The organism is Microbacterium sp. (assembly GCF_036823965.1).
GTDB lineage: Bacteria > Actinomycetota > Actinomycetes > Actinomycetales > Microbacteriaceae > Microbacterium.
The window spans coordinates 103,213-119,316 of record NZ_DAITBE010000007.1; the positions used below are offsets into that span (position 1 = coordinate 103,213).

Here is a 16,104-nt window from a genome sequence, read left to right on the forward strand (position 1 = left end):
TCACACGCCGACGTGCTTCTCGAAGCGGATGATCGCCGCGAACTCGTCGACCACGAGGCTCGCGCCGCCGACCAGTGCGCCGTCCACGTCGGGCTCGCGCATGAAGCTCGCGATGTTCGCGGCCTTCACCGATCCGCCGTAGAGGATGCGGGTGCGTGCCGCCGCCTCGTCGCCGAGGACCTTCGCGACCACGCCGCGCAGCGTGGCGCAGACGTCCTGCGCCTGCTGCGGCGTCGCCGCCTGTCCGGAGCCGATGGCCCAGACCGGCTCGTACGCCACGACGATGTCGGCCGAAGACGGAAGGCCCTTGAGCGCGACCTCGAGCTGACCGACCGGCACCGCGCTGGCGCCGAACTTCTCGAGGTCCTCCGAGGTCTCGCCGACGCAGATCACCGGAACGAGCCCGTGCTTCAGCGCAGCCTGCACCTTCGACGCCACGACCTCGTCGGACTCCGCGTGGTACTCACGACGCTCCGAGTGCCCGATGATGACGTACTTCGCGTCGAGCTTCGCCAGGAACGCGCCCGACACCTCGCCGGTGTACGCACCGGAGTCGTGCGCCGAGATGTCCTGCGCACCGAGCGCGAACGGGATCTTGTCGGCATCGATCAGCGTCTGCACGCTGCGGATGTCGGTGAACGGCGGGAAGACCGCCACCTCGACCGAGCCGTCCTCGTGCTTGGCGTCCTTGAGCGTCCAGTGCAGCTTCTGCACGAACGCGACCGCCTGCAGGTGGTCGAGGTTCATCTTCCAGTTGCCCGCGATCAGCGGGGTACGAGCGGTTACGCCCATCCGAGCACCTCCAGGCCGGGTAGTTTCTTGCCCTCGAGGAACTCGAGGCTTGCGCCGCCGCCGGTCGAGATGTGACCGAACTGGTCGTCGGTGAATCCGAGCTGACGCACGGCCGCCGCGGAGTCTCCTCCGCCGACGACGCTGAGGCCGTCGACGTCGGTGAGCGCCTGAGCGACCGTCTTGGTGCCGGCAGCGAATGCCGGGAACTCGAACACGCCCATGGGCCCGTTCCAGAACACGGTCTTCGAGCCGCGGATGACCTCGGCGAAGGTCGCCGCCGTCTCCGGGCCGATGTCCAGGCCGATCCCGGATGCTCCGAACGCGGTCGACTCGATCGCATCGGCTGCAACGACCTCATGCGCGGCGTCCGCGCCGAACGAGGCGGCAACGACGACATCGGTCGGCAGCACGAGCTCCACGCCGCGCTCTGCGGCCTCCGCGATGTAGCCGCGGACGGTCTCGAGCTGGTCCTCTTCCAAGAGGCTGGATGCCACGGCGTGGCCCTGCGCCTTGAGGAAGGTGAACAGCATGCCGCCGCCGACCAGGATGCGGTCGACGCGCGGCAGCAGGTGCGAGATGACGCCGAGCTTGTCGCTGACCTTCGATCCCCCGAGCACGACCGCGTAGGGGCGCTCCGGGTTCTCGGTCAGACGGTCGAGCACGTCGAGCTCGGCCGCGATGAGCAGGCCGGCTGCAGACGGCAGCAGCTCGGCCAGCTCGTAGACGCTCGCCTGCTTGCGGTGCACGACGCCGAAGCCGTCGGACACGAGCACGTCGCCGAGCTCGGCGAGCTCGGCTGCGAAGGCCGCGCGCGTCGCGTCGTCCTTGGCGGTCTCGCCCGCGTTGAATCGCAGGTTCTCGATGACGACGACTCCGCCGTCCTCGAGGGACTCCACGGCATCCTTGGCGGACTCTCCGACGGTGTCGCGAGCGAACGCGACGGGGGCGCCGAGGAGCTCGGACAACCGCTGAGCCACCGGCTCGAGGCTGTACTGGGGATCGGGCGCACCGTCGGGGCGTCCGAGGTGCGAGCACACCACGACGCGGGCGCCCGCGTTGATGAGTGCGTTGAGGGTCGGCAGCGAGGCGCGGACACGGCCATCGTCCGTGATGATCCCATCCCGAAGCGGGACGTTGAGATCACAACGGACGATGACGCGCTTGCCCTCGAGCGAACCCAGTGAGTCCAGGGTGCGCAGAGTCATGTGTCGGAGCTTAGATGCGCTCGGCGACGTACTCGGTCAGGTCGACGAGACGGTTGGAGTAGCCCCACTCGTTGTCGTACCAGCTGGAGACCTTGACCAGGTTGCCGCTGACGTTGGTCAGCGTCGAGTCGAAGATCGAGGAATGCGGGTTGTGCACGATGTCGCTGGAGACGATCTGGTCCTCGTTGTACTGCAGGAAGCCGGCGAGGCGACCCTCGGCCGCGGCCTTCTTGTACGCCTCGTTGACCTCGTCGACCGTCAGGTTCTCACGGTCCGTGATCAGCGTCAGGTCGACGATCGAGCCGGTGGGAACCGGAACGCGGTACGACGAGCCGCTCAGCTTGCCCTGGAGCTCCGGAAGCACTTCGCCGATGGCCTTGGCGGCACCGGTGGAGGCCGGGGTGATGTTGATCGCGGCGGCGCGTGCACGACGGAGATCGCTGTGCGGGCCGTCCTGCAGGTTCTGGTCTGCGGTGTAGGCGTGAGCCGTCATCATGAACCCGCGGTCGATGCCGAACGCGTCATTGAAGACCTGCGCCAGCGGAGCGAGGCAGTTCGTGGTGCACGAGGCGTTGGAGATGATGTGATCCGTCTCCGGGTTGTACGTGTCCTCGTTCACGCCCATGACGAACGTGCCGTCGACGCCGGTGCCCGGTGCCGAGATGAGAACCTTCTTCGCGCCTGCATCGATGTGCTTGCGTGCGAGTTCTGCCTTGGTGAAGAAGCCGGTCGACTCGATGACGATGTCGACGCCCAGCTCACCCCACGGGAGGTTGGCGGGGTCGCGCTCCGCGAACGCCTTGATCTGCTTGCCGTCGACCGTGATGCTGTCGTCGTCGTAGCTGATCTGCGCGTCGAGGACACCGCCCACGGAGTCGTACTTCAGCAGATGGGCAAGGGTCTTGTTGTCGGTGAGGTCGTTGACCGCGACGATCTCGATGTCCGCTCCCTGCGCGAGAGCCGCGCGGAAGTAGTTGCGTCCGATACGGCCGAAGCCGTTGATACCGATCTTGACAGACACTCAGGTCTCCCTGTTTCTCGTGATGCGCTCCGTACGACATTTCTGGGCGCGGAGCGCGGGGGGTTTTTGGCTGAGATGGCGTCCCGGCGAGCCAGGCTCGCCGGGACGCAACCCGATTACGACAGTACCAGCAGGCCGTTCGTCTGCTGACGGGCGACCTCGAGGCGCTGGGCGACGTTCTCCCAGTTCGCGATGTTCCACGCGGCCTTGACGTAGTCGGCCTTGACGTTCAGGTAGTCGAGGTAGAACGCGTGCTCCCACATGTCCAGCTGGAACAGCGGGATCGTGCCCTGCGCCGTGTTCGACTGCTGGTCGAACAGCTGCTGGATGATCAGGCGCGAGCCGATCGAGTCCCAGCTGAGCACGGCCCAGCCGGAGCCCTGGATGCCGGTGGCTGCGGCGGTGAAGTGCGCCTGGAACTTCGCGAAGGAGCCGAAGTACTCGTCGATCGCGGCCTTCAGCTCGCCCTCGGGCTCGCCTCCGCCGTTCGGGGACAGGTTGGTCCAGAAGATGGAGTGGTTGACGTGACCGCCGAGGTTGAACGCGAGGTCCTTCTCGAGCTTGTTGACGTTCGCCAGGTTGCCGCTGTCGCGGGCCTCTGCGAGCTGCTCCAGCGCGGTGTTCGCGCCGGCGACGTAGGTCGCGTGGTGCTTGTCATGGTGCAGCTCCATGATCTTGCCGCTGATGTGCGGCTCCAGGGCTGCGAAGTCGTAGGGAAGGTCGGGGAGCGTGTAAATCGCCATGTCGCTTTCATCCAATCCGCGCCGCGCCGCGGCGCTTGCCGATCCTCCGCGCCACCGATGTGCGACGCAGAGCGGACTTAACTCATCCTAGTGACGACAACGCGTCAGGGCACTCGAACCTTCCCCCGTATGACGCCGAAAGCCGACCCCCGCGGGGGTCGGCTTCCAAGATGTTCGCGGCAGGTCAGACGTCGAGACCCGCGGGGACGGCTGCCTCGGTGCCGGGAATGCCCTCGTGCTGGGCTCGCTTGTCGGCCATCGCCAGCAGACGGCGGATACGGCCGGCGACGGCGTCCTTCGTGAGCGGCGGATCGGCGTGGTGGCCGAGCTCGTCGAGGCTCGCGTCGCGGTGCGCGAGGCGGAGCTCGCCGGCGACGCGGAGGTGATCGGGCACCTCGTCGGCGAGGATCTCGAGCGCGCGCTCGACGCGGGCGCACGCGGCGACGGCAGCCTGAGCCGAGCGGCGCAGGTTCGCGTCGTCGAAGTTCACGAGACGGTTGACGCCGGCACGGACCTCGCGGCGCTGACGCAGCTCTTCCCAGGCGATGGCGGTCTTGTGCGCGCCCATCTCGGCGAGCACGGTGCGGATCGCCTCGCCCTCGCGCACGACGACCCGCGGCATGCCACGGACCTCGCGGGCCTTCGCTGCGACGCCGAGCCGGTGCGCGGCGCCGACGAGTGCCATGGCGGCTTCGGACGAGGGGCAGACGACCTCGAGCATGGCGGAACGTCCGGGCTCGCTGAGCGTGCCAGCGGCCAGGAATGCTCCTCGCCACAGACCGGCGATCTCCGCGCGGGAGCCGGTGGTGAGGCGGTTGGGCAGACCGCGGACGGGACGACGGCGCTGGTCGAGCAGGCCGGTCTGGCGGGCGAGGGTCTCCCCCGCGCCGATCACGCGGACGGCCCAGCGAGCGCCCTCGTTCGCGGTGCTCGACTGCACCTGAGCGATCTCCGGACGCACGCCGTAGATCTCGGCGAGGTCACGTGCGACGCGGCGAGCCAGCGTCTCGGCATCGACTTCTGCTTCCACGGCCACCCGGCCCGCGATGGAGTGCAATCCACCGGCGAACCGGAGAATCGCAGTCACCTCAGCGACTCGCACCGTGGGGGGTGCGTTGCGGATGCTGACGAGCTCAGCCTTGACGTCGGTGGTTAGTGCCACGACACTCCTTCTGCGTTCACGCGCCGGGTCGCGGCGCAAACCTCCAGCCTACTCGGCCGGGTGGCCTGCTCACTCCCGCCCGAGGTCCCGATGACGGACGTTGACCGCGACACCGGGGATCGCGGACAGCCTACGCGCGAGCTCTTCGGACATCGCCACGGAGCGGTGCTTGCCGCCGGTGCATCCGATCGCGACGGTCGAATGGCTCTTGTTCTCGCGCTGGTAGCCCTCGAGCACCGGGACGAGCGCAGCGGAGTACGCCTCGAGGAACTCGCTGGCCCCCTCCCTGGACAGCACGTAGTCACGGACGGCCTCGTCCTGGCCGGTGAGCCCTCTGAGCTCCTCGTTCCAGAACGGGTTCGGGAGGAACCGCATGTCTGCGACCAGGTCGACGTCGGTGGGGAGCCCGTACTTGAACCCGAAGCTCAGCAGCGTCACGCGGTGTCGCGCCTCGCCCTCTTCGGAGAACAGATCGGAGACCTTGGTCGCGAGCTGGTGAATGTTCAGGGACGAGGTATCGATCACCATGTCGGCGGCCTCGCGGATCGGCGCGAGGCGGTTGCGCTCGGAGCGGATGCCGTCGAGCAGCGTGCCGTCGCCCTGCAGCGGATGCGGTCGGCGCACCGACTCGAAGCGCCGCACCAGCACATCATCGGCTGCGTCGAGGAAGAGCACGCGGAGAGAGCCACGCGCGCGCAGCGCCCTCGCCACCTCCGGGAAATCGTCGAAGAGGTTGCGTCCGCGGATGTCGACGACCGCAGCGACCTTGGGAAGCGCATCGCCACCCATGTCGGTGAGTTCGAGGAGCGGCTTGAGGATCTGCGGTGGGAGGTTGTCCACCACGTACCAGCCGAGGTCTTCCAGCGCGTTGGCGACGGTGGTCCGACCTGCGCCGGACATACCGGTGACAATGAGGAACTGGCCCTTGTCACTGCTGTCAGTCATCGAATTCCTGCTCCTTCTCCCCCTCCGGCCACCAGCCTATCGAGTGGAGAGATGCGCGTGGATGTTCTGTGCAAGCACCGGCCCGATCCCCTGCACCTCTTCGATCTCGCCAGGCTGCGCGGAACGCAGTGCCGTGACGGATCCGAAGTGCTTCAGCAGTACCTTGATGCGTGATGCGCCGAGCCCGGGCACCTCTTCCAGCACGGTCGTGATGTCGTTGCGGCGCCGCTTGCGCTGGTGGGTGATCGCGAAGCGGTGCGCCTCGTCACGCAGCCGCTGCAGCAGGTAGAGCGACTCGCTCGTGCGCGGCAGGATCACCGGGAAGTCCTCGCCGGGCAGCCAGATCTCCTCGAGACGCTTGGCGATGCCGCAGACGGCGATCTCCGAGTGACCGGCGTCCTCGAGTGCGCGTGCGGCCGCCTCGACCTGCGGCTTGCCGCCGTCGACCAGGAGCAGCTGCGGAGGGTAGGCGAACCGCGGCTTCCGCTTCACCGTGCTCTCGACCACCACGTCGGCGGTGACGTCGACGATCTCGCCATCCGGGGTCAACGCCGCGCCTTCGACGAGCACGGCGTCGGTGGCCGCTGCGTCGGACAGCCCTACGCCGGAGACAGAGTCGACATCCGAGACCGCGATGGGGTCAGGACGGTCGAGGTATGCGAGACGACGGCGAAGCACCTGGTACATCGAGTCCGTGTCGTCCGTCGTCTCGGCGATGTTGAACGAGCGGTACTGGTCTTTGCGCGGCAGCCCGTCTTCGAACACGACCATGGAGGCGACCACGTTCGTGCCGCCGAGGTGCGAGATGTCGAAGCACTCGATGCGCAGCGGGGCCTCGTCCATGCCGAGGGCGTCCTGCAGATCGGTGAGCGCCTGTGTGCGGGCGACATAGTCGCTGGTGCGACGGGTCTTGTACCGGATCAGCGCCTGCTGCGCGTTCAGCGTGGCCGTGCGCATGAGGTCGGCTCGCTGCCCCCGCTGCGCGACCGCGAGCTCGACCTTCTTCCCGCGTCGTTCGCGGAGCCAGACCTCGAGTTCCGCTGCGTCGTCCGGCATCGTGGGCACCAGGATCCGGCGCGGCACGTCCTGCGCCTCGCCATATGCCCGCTGCAGCACCTGATCGACGAGCTCACCGGGGGTGATGTCGATCTCCTTCTCGATCGTGAGGGCGCGCACACCGCGCACACGACCGCCGCGGATCACGAAGTGCTGCACCGCCGCCGCCAGCTCGTCCTCGGCGATGCCGAAGAGATCGGCGTCCTCGTCATGGGCGAGCACGAGAGCGCTCTTGCCGAGCACGGCCTCGATCGCGGACAGCTTGTCGCGGTACTTCGCGGCCGCCTCGTAGTCCATCGCCGCGGATGCCGCCTGCATCCGCTTCGTGAGGTCATGCTTGAACCGCTCGTCACCGCCGGCCATGAACGCGACGAAGTCGTTCACCATCGCCCGGTGCTCTTCGATCGTCACCGTCATGGAGCAGGGGCCGCCGCACTTGCCGATCTGCCCCGGGAAGCAGGGGCGCCCGGTCTGCATCGCGCGTTTGTAGCTGGCGTCGCTGCAGGTACGGATCGGGAAGGCCTTGACCATCAGGTCGATGGTCTCGTGCACGGCCCACACCTTGGGGTACGGGCCGAAGTAGCGCGCGCCGGGGATCTTGTGGTTGCGCGTGACGATCACGCGTGGAGCCTCGTCGCCGAGGGTCACCGCCATGAACGGGTACGACTTGTCGTCCTTGTACCGCACGTTGAAGGGCGGATCGAACTCCTTGATCCACATGTACTCCAGCTGCAGCGAATCGACGTCTGTCGGCACGACCGTCCACTCCACCGAGGAGGCGGTGGTCACCATTCGACGGGTTCGCTCGTGCAGCGTGCGCAGCGGCGCGAAGTAGTTCGAGAGCCGCTGACGGAGGTTCTTCGCCTTTCCCACATACAGCACACGCCCGGAGGCGTCACGGAACCGGTACACGCCGGGGTTGGTGGGGATCTCCCCCGGCCTCGGCTTGTACGCGAGCACGTCGGCCATCAACTGGCCTTCCGCGCAGCGCGCCCTTCGCCGAGGATCTCCGCGAGGAACTGGCCGGTGTGGCTCTCCTCGACGCGTGCGATCTGCTCCGGCGTCCCGGTGGCGAGAATCTGGCCACCGCCGGATCCGCCCTCCGGGCCCAGGTCGATGACCCAGTCGGCGGACTTGATCACGTCGAGGTTGTGCTCGATGACGATCACCGTGTTGCCCTTGTCGACGAGACCGTTCAGCACCTCGAGGAGCTTTCGGACGTCTTCGAAGTGCAGACCGGTGGTCGGCTCGTCGAGCACGTAGATGCTGCGGCCGTTGCTGCGGCGCTGGAGCTCTGTGGCGAGCTTGACGCGCTGCGCCTCGCCGCCCGAGAGCGTCGTCGCCGACTGGCCGAGCCGCACGTATCCGAGCCCGACGTCGACCAGCGTCTTCATGTAGCGGTGGATCGCCTGGATCGGCTCGAAGAACTCGGCTGCCTCCTCGATCGGCATCTCGAGCACCTCGGCGATGTTCTTGCCCTTGTAGTGCACGGAGAGCGTGTCGCGGTTGTAGCGCTTTCCGTGGCAGACCTCGCAGTCGACGTACACGTCGGGCAGGAAGTTCATCTCGATCTTGATCGTGCCGTCGCCGGAGCACGCCTCACAGCGTCCGCCCTTGACGTTGAAGCTGAAGCGGCCGGGCTGATAGCCGCGGACCTTCGCCTCGGGGGTCTCGCTGAACAGCGAGCGGATGCGGTCGAAGACGCCGGTGTACGTTGCCGGGTTGGAGCGCGGAGTGCGACCGATCGGCGCCTGGTCGACATGCACGACCTTGTCGAGGTTGTCGAGCCCGGTCACGCGCGTGTGCTTGCCGGGGACGGTGCGCGCACCGTTGAGTCGCGATGCGAGCACCTGGTAGAGGATGTCGTTCACGAGCGACGACTTGCCGGAGCCGCTGACGCCGGTGACAGCGGTCAGCACGCCGAGCGGGAAGTCGGCCGTCACGTTCTGCAGGTTGTTGGCGCGTGCACCCACGACGCTGAGCAGTCGCTTCCGGTCGATCTTGCGACGCTTCTTCGGCATCGGGATCTCGCGGCGTCCTGACAGGTACTCGCCGGTCATCGACGCGCTGTCATCCAGCAGGGCCGAGTACGGACCCGAGTGCACGACCTCGCCGCCGTTGACGCCGGCACCGGGTCCGATGTCGACGACCCAGTCGGCGGCCTCGATGGTCTCCTCGTCGTGCTCGACCACGATCAGCGTGTTGCCGAGATCGCGCAGCTTGATGAGGGTGTCGATCAGTCGACGGTTGTCGCGCTGGTGCAGACCGATCGACGGCTCGTCGAGCACGTACAGCACGCCGGTGAGGCCCGACCCGATCTGCGTCGCGAGGCGGATGCGCTGCGCCTCTCCACCGGAGAGCGAACCGGCCGAACGGCTGAGGTTGAGGTACGAGAGGCCGACCTGCAGCAGGAAGTCGAGGCGCAGCCGGATCTCGCGGAGCACCTGGGCGGCGATCTGCGCCTCACGGTCGGTGAGGCGGAGCTTCTCCATGAACTCGCGCGCGTCGGCGAGACTCAGGTGCGAGACCTCGGCGATCGAGTGGCCGTGCACCTGCACGGCGAGAACCTCCGGCTTGAGCCGGTCGCCGTTGCAGACGGGGCACGGGACCTCGCGGAGGTACTCGCCCCAGCGACCACGCTGCGTGTCGGACTCTGCCTGCAGATACTGGCGCTCGATGTACGGCACGACGCCCTCGAAGCCGGAGGCGTAGCGCATCTCGCGCCCGTAGCGGTTCTTCCACTTGACGGTGACCTTGTAGTTCTCGCCGCGGAGCACGGCGTCCTGCACGTCGGAATGCAGCCTCTTCCACGGGGTGTCGAGCGAGAAGTCGAGGTCGCGGGACAGTCCCTCGAGCAGCCGCTCGTAGTACTGGAACAGTCCCTTGCCCTGCGTGGTCCACGGGATGATGACGCCCTCGCGGATCGAGAGGTCTTCGTCGCCGAGCATCAGGTCGACGTCGACCGACATGCGGGTGCCGAGGCCCGAGCACGCGGGGCATGCGCCGAACGGAGCGTTGAACGAGAACGTGCGCGGCTCAATCTCGGTGAGCGTGAGCGCGTGCCCGTTGGGGCAGGCGAGCTTCTCGGAGAACGTCTGCCACGCGTCGTCGCCTTCGCCGTCGACATAGTTGATCTGCACCACGCCGCCGGCAAGGCCCAGCGCCGTCTCGACCGAGTCGGTGACACGGCCGAGGATGTCGTCGGACGCGACGAGCCGGTCGACCACCACCGCGATGTCGTGCTTGTAGCTCTTCTTCAGCGTCGGGGGCTCGGCCAGCTGGATGAGGTCGCCGTCGACGATGGCGCGCGAGTAGCCCTTGGCTCCGAGCTCGCGGAACAGGTCGACGAACTCGCCCTTCTTCTGCGAGACGATGGGCGCGACGACCTGGTAGCGGGTGCGCTCGGGCAGTTCCATGAGCTGGTCGGCGATCTGCTGCACCGTCTGGCGCTGGATCCGCTCGCCGCACTCGGGGCAGTGCGGGATGCCGATGCGCGCCCAGAGCAGACGCATGTAATCGTAGATCTCGGTGATCGTGCCGACGGTCGACCGCGGGTTGCGGTTCGTGGACTTCTGGTCGATCGAGACCGCGGGGCTCAGGCCCTCGATGAAGTCGACGTCAGGACGGTCGACCTGGCCGAGGAACTGGCGCGCGTAGGCGCTCAGCGATTCGACATAGCGACGCTGCCCTTCGGCGAAGATCGTGTCGAACGCGAGGCTCGACTTTCCCGAACCGGACAGGCCGGTGAACACGACGAGCGAGTCGCGCGGAATGTCGATGTCGACGTTCTTCAAATTGTGGACGCGGGCACCACGAACACTGAGTTTTCCTGGGGTGACGACGGGGACGATAGGCACCGCACAAGTCTACGAGGGGCCACCGACATTGGGGCCGCCCCTCCCTGGGAGCCTCAGCCGAGTTCGGTCCGGCGACCCACGAACGGGCCGAGTCCGTCGCGGAGCGCGGAGATCTCACCGACATCCATTCCGACCGCCGCCATGACCTGTCGAGGCACATCGATCGCCCGCTCACGCAGTGCACGACCGGCGGTCGTCAACGTGATGTCGAGCCTGCGCTCGTCCTCGCTGCTGCGCTGACGAGCGATCAACCCTTCGGCCTCGAGCCGCTTCACGAGCGGCGACGCCGTGGCCGGCTCGAGCGCGAGCTCCGCCGCGAGATCGTTCAAGGTGCGGGGGTCCCGCTCCCAGAGCGCCAGCATCACGAGGTACTGCGGATGGGTCAGCCCGAGCGGCTCGAGGATCGGTCGGTAGATCGCGACGACGTTGCGCGCCGCGGTCACCAGCGCGAAGCAGAGCTGGTTCTCCAGACGGAGGAGGTCATCGGATGCCGTCACGAGGGCAACTATACATTGACACTAATCATTAGTACACTAAGGAACATGTCCAACGATCACACCCGTCCCCCGCTTCGCGTCCGCATCCGCGATGCCGGCGGGTTGTACGCATGGGTGAACACGAACCTGATCCGCTTCGCGGGTCCTGCGTCCGTCGGACCCTACGAGAAGACCCCGCCGCCCACGCCGGCCGAACGCGCAGAGCGCGCCTGCCCGCTGTGCGGCGCGCCCATGAGCGAGCACGAGATCGACCGTTCAGGGCCGAAGCCGCTGATGCACTGCCCCTGAGAACCCTCGAAGAAACACCGCTCTGCACTGACACCGCGTCGATCAGTGCAGGAGCGGGGAATCCTCCCTGGCGATGTCGAGCCACGCCATCAGCAGCTCCTCGTCGGCGATCGCCTCGGGCGACACATCCAGCCATCCGGTGCCCATGGTCCGTGGTCCCATCACCGCAGTCGTGACCCCTGGCCGCGTGACCAGCGCGGCGCCATTCTCGTCCACCACCCGGACGAGGAGCACGCCACCGGCGCGCGCGCCCACCAGGATGTGCCCGTCGATCAGGAACGCACGAGTGCCGAACATGCGCTTCTCCTCGACGTCGTCACCGACGCCGAGCAGCGCACGCACGCGATCGGCGAGCTCCTCCCCCGATGCGTCCATCTCTGCTGCCTCCCGTCCTCAGCTCAGGCGTGCCCCGCGCGCTCCATGGCTCGCAATTCCTTCTTCATGTCCTGCACCTCGTCACGCAGACGCCCGGCGAGCTCGAACTTCAGCTCTGCGGCCGCTGCGAGCATCTGGTCGGAGAGGTCCTGGATCGTCGCCTCCAGCTGCTGAGCGCCTTCGGCAGCGATGCCGGTGCGGCGCAGGTTCGGCGTCGGCGACTTGCCCTTGCCGGTTGCTCGACCGCGACCGGCGAGCATGTCGGCCGTGTCGGCGCCTTCGCGCGCCAGCACCTCGGTGATGTCCGCGATGCGCTTGCGCAGCGGTGTCGGGTCGATACCGTGCTCGAGGTTGTAGGCGACCTGCTTCTCGCGGCGGCGATCGGTCTCGTCGATCGCCTTCGCCATCGAGTCGGTCATCTTGTCGGCATACATGTGCACTTCACCCGAGACGTTTCGAGCCGCGCGACCGATGGTCTGGATCAGCGACGTGCCGGAGCGCAGGAAGCCCTCCTTGTCGGCATCCAGGATCGCCACCAGCGACACCTCGGGAAGGTCGAGACCTTCACGGAGCAGGTTGATGCCCACCAGCACGTCGTACACGCCGGCGCGCAACTCGCTGAGCAGCTCGACGCGGCGCAGCGTGTCGACGTCGGAATGCAGGTAGCGCACGCGCACGCCATGCTCGCCGAGGAAGTCGGTGAGCTCTTCCGACATCTTCTTCGTCAGTGTCGTCACCAGCACTCGCTCGTCGCGCTCGACGCGGATCCGGATCTCCTCGAGCAGGTCGTCGATCTGGCCCTTCGAGGGCTTGACGATGATCTGCGGGTCGACGAGACCCGTCGGACGGATGATCTGCTCGACGATGCCGTCGGCGATGCCCATCTCGTACTTGCCCGGCGTCGCCGAGAGGTAGACGGTCTGCCCGATGCGGTTCTTGAACTCGTCCCACCGCAGCGGACGGTTGTCCATCGCGCTCGGCAGCCGGAAGCCGTGGTCGACCAGGGTGCGCTTGCGCGATGCATCGCCCTCGTACATGGCGCCGATCTGCGGCACGGTCACGTGCGACTCGTCGATCACGAGCAGGAAGTCATCGGGGAAGAAGTCCAGCAGCGTGTGCGGCGGCTCACCGGGCATCCGCCCGTCCATGTGGCGCGAGTAGTTCTCGATGCCGGAGCAGAAGCCGAGCTGCTGGAGCATCTCGAGGTCGAAGGTCGTTCGCATGCGCAGTCGCTGCGCCTCGAGCAGCTTGCCCTGGCGCTCGAACTCGGCGAGGCGCTCTTCGAGTTCGTGCTCGATCGTGCCGATCGAGCGCTGGATGACGTCGGTGCCGGCCACGTAGTGCGAGGCGGGGAAGATCGGCACGGCGTCGAGCTTCTCGATGACCTCGCCGGTGAGCGGGTGCAGCGAGTACAGCGCCTCGATCTCGTCGCCGAACAGCTCGATGCGGATCGCGTGCTCCTCGTACACCGGGATGATCTCGATCGTGTCGCCCCGCACGCGGAAGTTGCCGCGGGAGAAGTCGACGTCGTTGCGGTTGTACTGCATGGCGATGAACTGGCGGATCAGTGCATCGCGGTCGTACCGCTCCCCCACCTGCAGCGCCACCATCGCCCGCAGGTACTCCTCGGGAGCGCCGAGTCCGTAGATGCAGGACACGGTCGAGACGACCACCACGTCGCGTCGACTGAGCAGCGAGTTCGTCGTCGAGTGACGGAGTCGCTCGACCTCGGAGTTGATGGAGGAATCCTTCTCGATGAAGGTGTCTGTCTGCGGGACGTATGCCTCGGGCTGGTAGTAGTCGTAGTACGAGACGAAGTACTCGATCGCGTTGTTCGGCATCAGCTCGCGGAACTCGTTCGCCAACTGCGCCGCGAGGGTCTTGTTGTGCGCGAGGACGAGTGTCGGACGCTGCACCTGCTCGACCAGCCACGCCGTGGTCGCAGACTTTCCGGTACCGGTGGCGCCGAGCAGCACCACATCGGTCTCGCCTGCGTTGATGCGCGCCGCGAGGTCGGCGATCGCCTGCGGCTGGTCGCCGGCCGGGGCGTACTCGCTGATGACCTCGAAAGGGCGGACACTGCGCGTGGGTTGCATGCTTCCAGCGTAGGCCGCCCCTCCGACATCGGGGTCGGTCAGGCGATCAGGGTCGCCGACTTCCCGGAGGACTCGGAGGTCCAGTTGGCGGTCCCGCCGTTGATGAGGCTCATCGTCGCGGTCGAGGTGAGCGTTCCGGACGCGGATCCGACGACGTTGAACGTCAGGCCGCCGCCGAAGCTCGACGGGGTCACCGTGAAGGTGAAGGTCGTCGCCGTGGCGCCGAGAGCGGGGCTCGGAGCCCAGCCGCCGAGCGACGAGCCGGCATCGAGGCGCACCGGCGAATCGAAGGTGACGACGACCACCAGCGATGCCCCGGCCGGCGGGTTCACCCAGGGGTTCGCCCGGTACGCGATCTGGGTGCTGAACGTGGCCATCAGACCACCGGCCGCCGCCGAGAGCGTGGTGTAGTCCCCCTGCGACTCGGCCGCCCAGTAGTAGTTCGCCTCGCTGTTGACGAAACCGCCTGCGCTCGCGGCCGCGAGCGGCACGGCGACCGCCGCGGCGATCACCGGGACGGACCATGCCGCGCCCCTCACCACTGTCCGGCGCGAGAGACCCGATGCGTTCTGTTCCATGCTGCACTCCCCATGGCGCGCGGAACAGCATCCCCCAGCAGACTCTCCCCTGGTGCGTCCCCACGCCCGGTGTCAAGGGTAACGAGCACTCCCTCCACATAGAGTGAGAGCGTGATCGAGTTCGTCGTCGGCTCCAGCCTCGCGGCGGCCGCGGGTCTCAACGCCTGGATGCCGCTGTTCCTGCTCGGGCTCGCAGACCGGCTGCTACCGGCGGTCGAGCTGCCTGGCGGCTGGGCATGGCTGTCCAGCGACATCACGCTGTGGATCATCGGCGCGCTGCTCCTGCTCGAGATCGTCGCCGACAAGGTGCCGGCGTTGGATTCGGTGAACGACATCGTGCAGAGCGTCATCCGTCCTGCGGCCGGCGGCATCGCCTTCGGCGCGGGTGCAGGCGCGCAGACCGTCGCCGACCCCGGGTCGTTCTTCGCCGACGGATCCTGGGGTCCCGTCGTCTCGGGCATCGTGATCGCGCTGGCCGTGCACGTCGTGAAGGCGACCGCGCGCGTCGCCGCGAACGCGACCACCGGCGGTCTCGCCGCGCCGGTCCTGAGCACCGCGGAAGACGGCGCGTCGTTCCTGCTCGCCGCCGCGGCCATCATCGTGCCGATCGTCGCCGGCATCCTGCTGATCGGACTCGCCGTCGCGGCGGTCGTGCTGATCCGCCGACGTGGGCGCCGTCGTCGCGCCAGGGCTCAGTCAGCCGGAGGCGTCCAGACATAGGGCGTGGTCGTGGAGACCTTGATGAGACCCGAGCGCTCCAGGATCGGCCGCGAGAATTCGGTCGAGTCCGAGTGCAGGTAGCGCTTGCCGCGCGCCAGCGCAGAACGCGCTCGCTCAGCCGTGAGTGCGCGGTAGATCCCGCGTCCACGCCAGTCGCCCAGCGTGGCGCCGCCCCAGAGCCCTGCGAACTCCGTGCCACCGACCGGCTCGAGACGCCCAGCGCTCACGATGCGCCCATCCGCCTCGGCGATCCAGAGCTCCACGTCGTCATCCGCCCGCAGCCGCTGCATGGTCGTCTCCGCGCGCACCTTCCAGTGCGGATCGCCGAACACCGCGCCCTGCATCTCCTCCATCGCCCAGACGTCCGCGTCGGTACGTGCGCGACGGATTCGGATGCCGTCGGGCACCGCGACCTCCTGAGCCAGCACCCCAGCCTCGCCGATCATGATCGATTCCGGCTCCTCGGCGACGAACCCGTGCACCGTGAGCGCCTCGACCAGTCCGGGCGCACGATCATGACCTCGGGTCTTCCACTCGACTTCGGTGATCCCCTCCTGCGCGCCGAAGTGTTCGACCACCATCTCGACGAGCGCAGCGATCTGCGCAGCATCCGCGTCCTGCAGGGCGGCGGAGCTGACGAACCCTCGCCCGCCGGGGAACACCGCCATGCGCAGCGGGCCGCTCACCGTGCTCGACAGCGCGTGGGCGGTCTCGGCGTCAGTGCGCAGCTGCGCGTCGTATGCAGCGAGAAGGGGGTGGATCATGCCCC

Annotated in this window: 15 protein-coding genes; 2 read left to right on the forward strand and 13 right to left on the reverse strand. The window is 67.6% G+C overall.

All coding sequences use genetic code 11. From position 1 onward, the window contains the following. From tpiA to V7Z82_RS13085, 9 genes are all read right to left on the reverse strand, one after another. Nucleotides 1-792, reverse strand: a complete 792-nt coding sequence (gene tpiA, locus V7Z82_RS13045) for a triose-phosphate isomerase (protein WP_334151978.1) — start codon at nt 790-792, stop codon at nt 1-3. Then, nucleotides 783-1,997, reverse strand: coding sequence for a phosphoglycerate kinase (locus V7Z82_RS13050; protein ID WP_334151979.1), 1,215 nt, complete (start codon nt 1,995-1,997; stop codon nt 783-785). The genes tpiA and V7Z82_RS13050 overlap by 10 nt, the downstream gene beginning before the upstream one ends. A gap of 10 nt (nt 1,998-2,007) precedes the next feature. Then, the gene (gene gap, locus V7Z82_RS13055) at nt 2,008-3,018 is read right to left on the reverse strand and encodes a type I glyceraldehyde-3-phosphate dehydrogenase (RefSeq protein ID WP_334151980.1); all 1,011 of its coding nucleotides are present in this window, start codon (nt 3,016-3,018) and stop codon (nt 2,008-2,010) included. Between the two features lie 116 nt (nt 3,019-3,134). Beyond that, on the reverse strand, nt 3,135-3,761 hold the full coding sequence (locus V7Z82_RS13060) for a superoxide dismutase (protein WP_045280001.1): 627 nt from the start codon (nt 3,759-3,761) through the stop codon (nt 3,135-3,137). A 184-nt stretch (nt 3,762-3,945) separates the two neighbouring features. Beyond that, on the reverse strand, nt 3,946-4,923 hold the full coding sequence (gene whiA, locus V7Z82_RS13065) for a DNA-binding protein WhiA (RefSeq protein ID WP_045280000.1): 978 nt from the start codon (nt 4,921-4,923) through the stop codon (nt 3,946-3,948). Nucleotides 4,924-4,992: 69 nt separating this feature from the next. Beyond that, complete coding sequence (gene rapZ, locus V7Z82_RS13070) at nt 4,993-5,868, reverse strand: RNase adapter RapZ (RefSeq protein ID WP_334151981.1); 876 nt, start codon at nt 5,866-5,868, stop codon at nt 4,993-4,995. A 36-nt stretch (nt 5,869-5,904) separates the two neighbouring features. After that, complete coding sequence (gene uvrC / locus V7Z82_RS13075; RefSeq protein ID WP_334151982.1) at nt 5,905-7,893, reverse strand: excinuclease ABC subunit UvrC; 1,989 nt, start codon at nt 7,891-7,893, stop codon at nt 5,905-5,907. Beyond that, complete coding sequence (gene uvrA, locus V7Z82_RS13080) at nt 7,893-10,781, reverse strand: excinuclease ABC subunit UvrA (RefSeq protein ID WP_334151983.1); 2,889 nt, start codon at nt 10,779-10,781, stop codon at nt 7,893-7,895. Before uvrA ends, uvrC begins: the two co-directional genes overlap by 1 nt. Before the next feature lie 53 nt (nt 10,782-10,834). After that, nucleotides 10,835-11,278: a MarR family winged helix-turn-helix transcriptional regulator gene (locus V7Z82_RS13085; protein ID WP_334151984.1), complete on the reverse strand. Its 444-nt coding sequence runs from the start codon at nt 11,276-11,278 to the stop codon at nt 10,835-10,837. A gap of 45 nt (nt 11,279-11,323) precedes the next feature. Here V7Z82_RS13085 and V7Z82_RS13090 point away from each other — a divergent pair, with 45 nt between their 5' ends. After that, complete coding sequence (locus V7Z82_RS13090; RefSeq protein ID WP_334151985.1) at nt 11,324-11,566, forward strand: hypothetical protein; 243 nt, start codon at nt 11,324-11,326, stop codon at nt 11,564-11,566. 42 nt (nt 11,567-11,608) lie between these two features. Here V7Z82_RS13090 and V7Z82_RS13095 read toward each other — a convergent pair whose 3' ends face one another. From V7Z82_RS13095 to V7Z82_RS13105, 3 genes are read right to left on the reverse strand one after another with little or no spacing between them, the layout of a single operon-like run. Further along, complete coding sequence (locus V7Z82_RS13095) at nt 11,609-11,941, reverse strand: TfoX/Sxy family protein (RefSeq protein ID WP_334151986.1); 333 nt, start codon at nt 11,939-11,941, stop codon at nt 11,609-11,611. Nucleotides 11,942-11,964: 23 nt separating this feature from the next. Then, nucleotides 11,965-14,037: an excinuclease ABC subunit UvrB gene (gene uvrB / locus V7Z82_RS13100; RefSeq protein WP_045279993.1), complete on the reverse strand. Its 2,073-nt coding sequence runs from the start codon at nt 14,035-14,037 to the stop codon at nt 11,965-11,967. A 38-nt stretch (nt 14,038-14,075) separates the two neighbouring features. Next, complete coding sequence (locus V7Z82_RS13105) at nt 14,076-14,615, reverse strand: hypothetical protein (protein WP_334151987.1); 540 nt, start codon at nt 14,613-14,615, stop codon at nt 14,076-14,078. Nucleotides 14,616-14,726: 111 nt separating this feature from the next. On the opposite strand from V7Z82_RS13105, the gene V7Z82_RS13110 reads away from it, so the two are divergent. Then, complete coding sequence (locus tag V7Z82_RS13110; RefSeq protein WP_334151988.1) at nt 14,727-15,335, forward strand: DUF4126 domain-containing protein; 609 nt, start codon at nt 14,727-14,729, stop codon at nt 15,333-15,335. Here V7Z82_RS13110 and V7Z82_RS13115 read toward each other — a convergent pair. Next, the gene (locus V7Z82_RS13115; RefSeq protein ID WP_334151989.1) at nt 15,308-16,099 is read right to left on the reverse strand and encodes a GNAT family N-acetyltransferase; all 792 of its coding nucleotides are present in this window, start codon (nt 16,097-16,099) and stop codon (nt 15,308-15,310) included. The two genes, V7Z82_RS13110 and V7Z82_RS13115, sit on opposite strands and share 28 nt — an antisense overlap. Nucleotides 16,100-16,104: the final 5 nt, after the last annotated feature.

Excerpts from the sequence above, each read along its gene's own strand:
- tpiA (WP_334151978.1), bottom strand. The coding sequence starts at position 792 with ATGGGCGTAACCGCTCGTACCCCGCTGATCGCGGGCAACTGGAAGATG.
- V7Z82_RS13095 (WP_334151986.1), bottom strand. The coding sequence starts at position 11,941 with ATGGACGCATCGGGGGAGGAGCTCGCCGATCGCGTGCGTGCGCTGCTC.
- uvrC (WP_334151982.1), bottom strand. The coding sequence starts at position 7,893 with ATGGCCGACGTGCTCGCGTACAAGCCGAGGCCGGGGGAGATCCCCACC.
- uvrB (WP_045279993.1), bottom strand. The coding sequence starts at position 14,037 with ATGCAACCCACGCGCAGTGTCCGCCCTTTCGAGGTCATCAGCGAGTAC.
- V7Z82_RS13050 (WP_334151979.1), bottom strand. The coding sequence starts at position 1,997 with ATGACTCTGCGCACCCTGGACTCACTGGGTTCGCTCGAGGGCAAGCGC.
- rapZ (WP_334151981.1), bottom strand. The coding sequence starts at position 5,868 with ATGACTGACAGCAGTGACAAGGGCCAGTTCCTCATTGTCACCGGTATG.
- V7Z82_RS13090 (WP_334151985.1), top strand. The coding sequence starts at position 11,324 with ATGTCCAACGATCACACCCGTCCCCCGCTTCGCGTCCGCATCCGCGAT.
- V7Z82_RS13115 (WP_334151989.1), bottom strand. The coding sequence starts at position 16,099 with ATGATCCACCCCCTTCTCGCTGCATACGACGCGCAGCTGCGCACTGAC.
- V7Z82_RS13105 (WP_334151987.1), bottom strand. The coding sequence starts at position 14,615 with ATGGAACAGAACGCATCGGGTCTCTCGCGCCGGACAGTGGTGAGGGGC.
- V7Z82_RS13060 (WP_045280001.1), bottom strand. The coding sequence starts at position 3,761 with ATGGCGATTTACACGCTCCCCGACCTTCCCTACGACTTCGCAGCCCTG.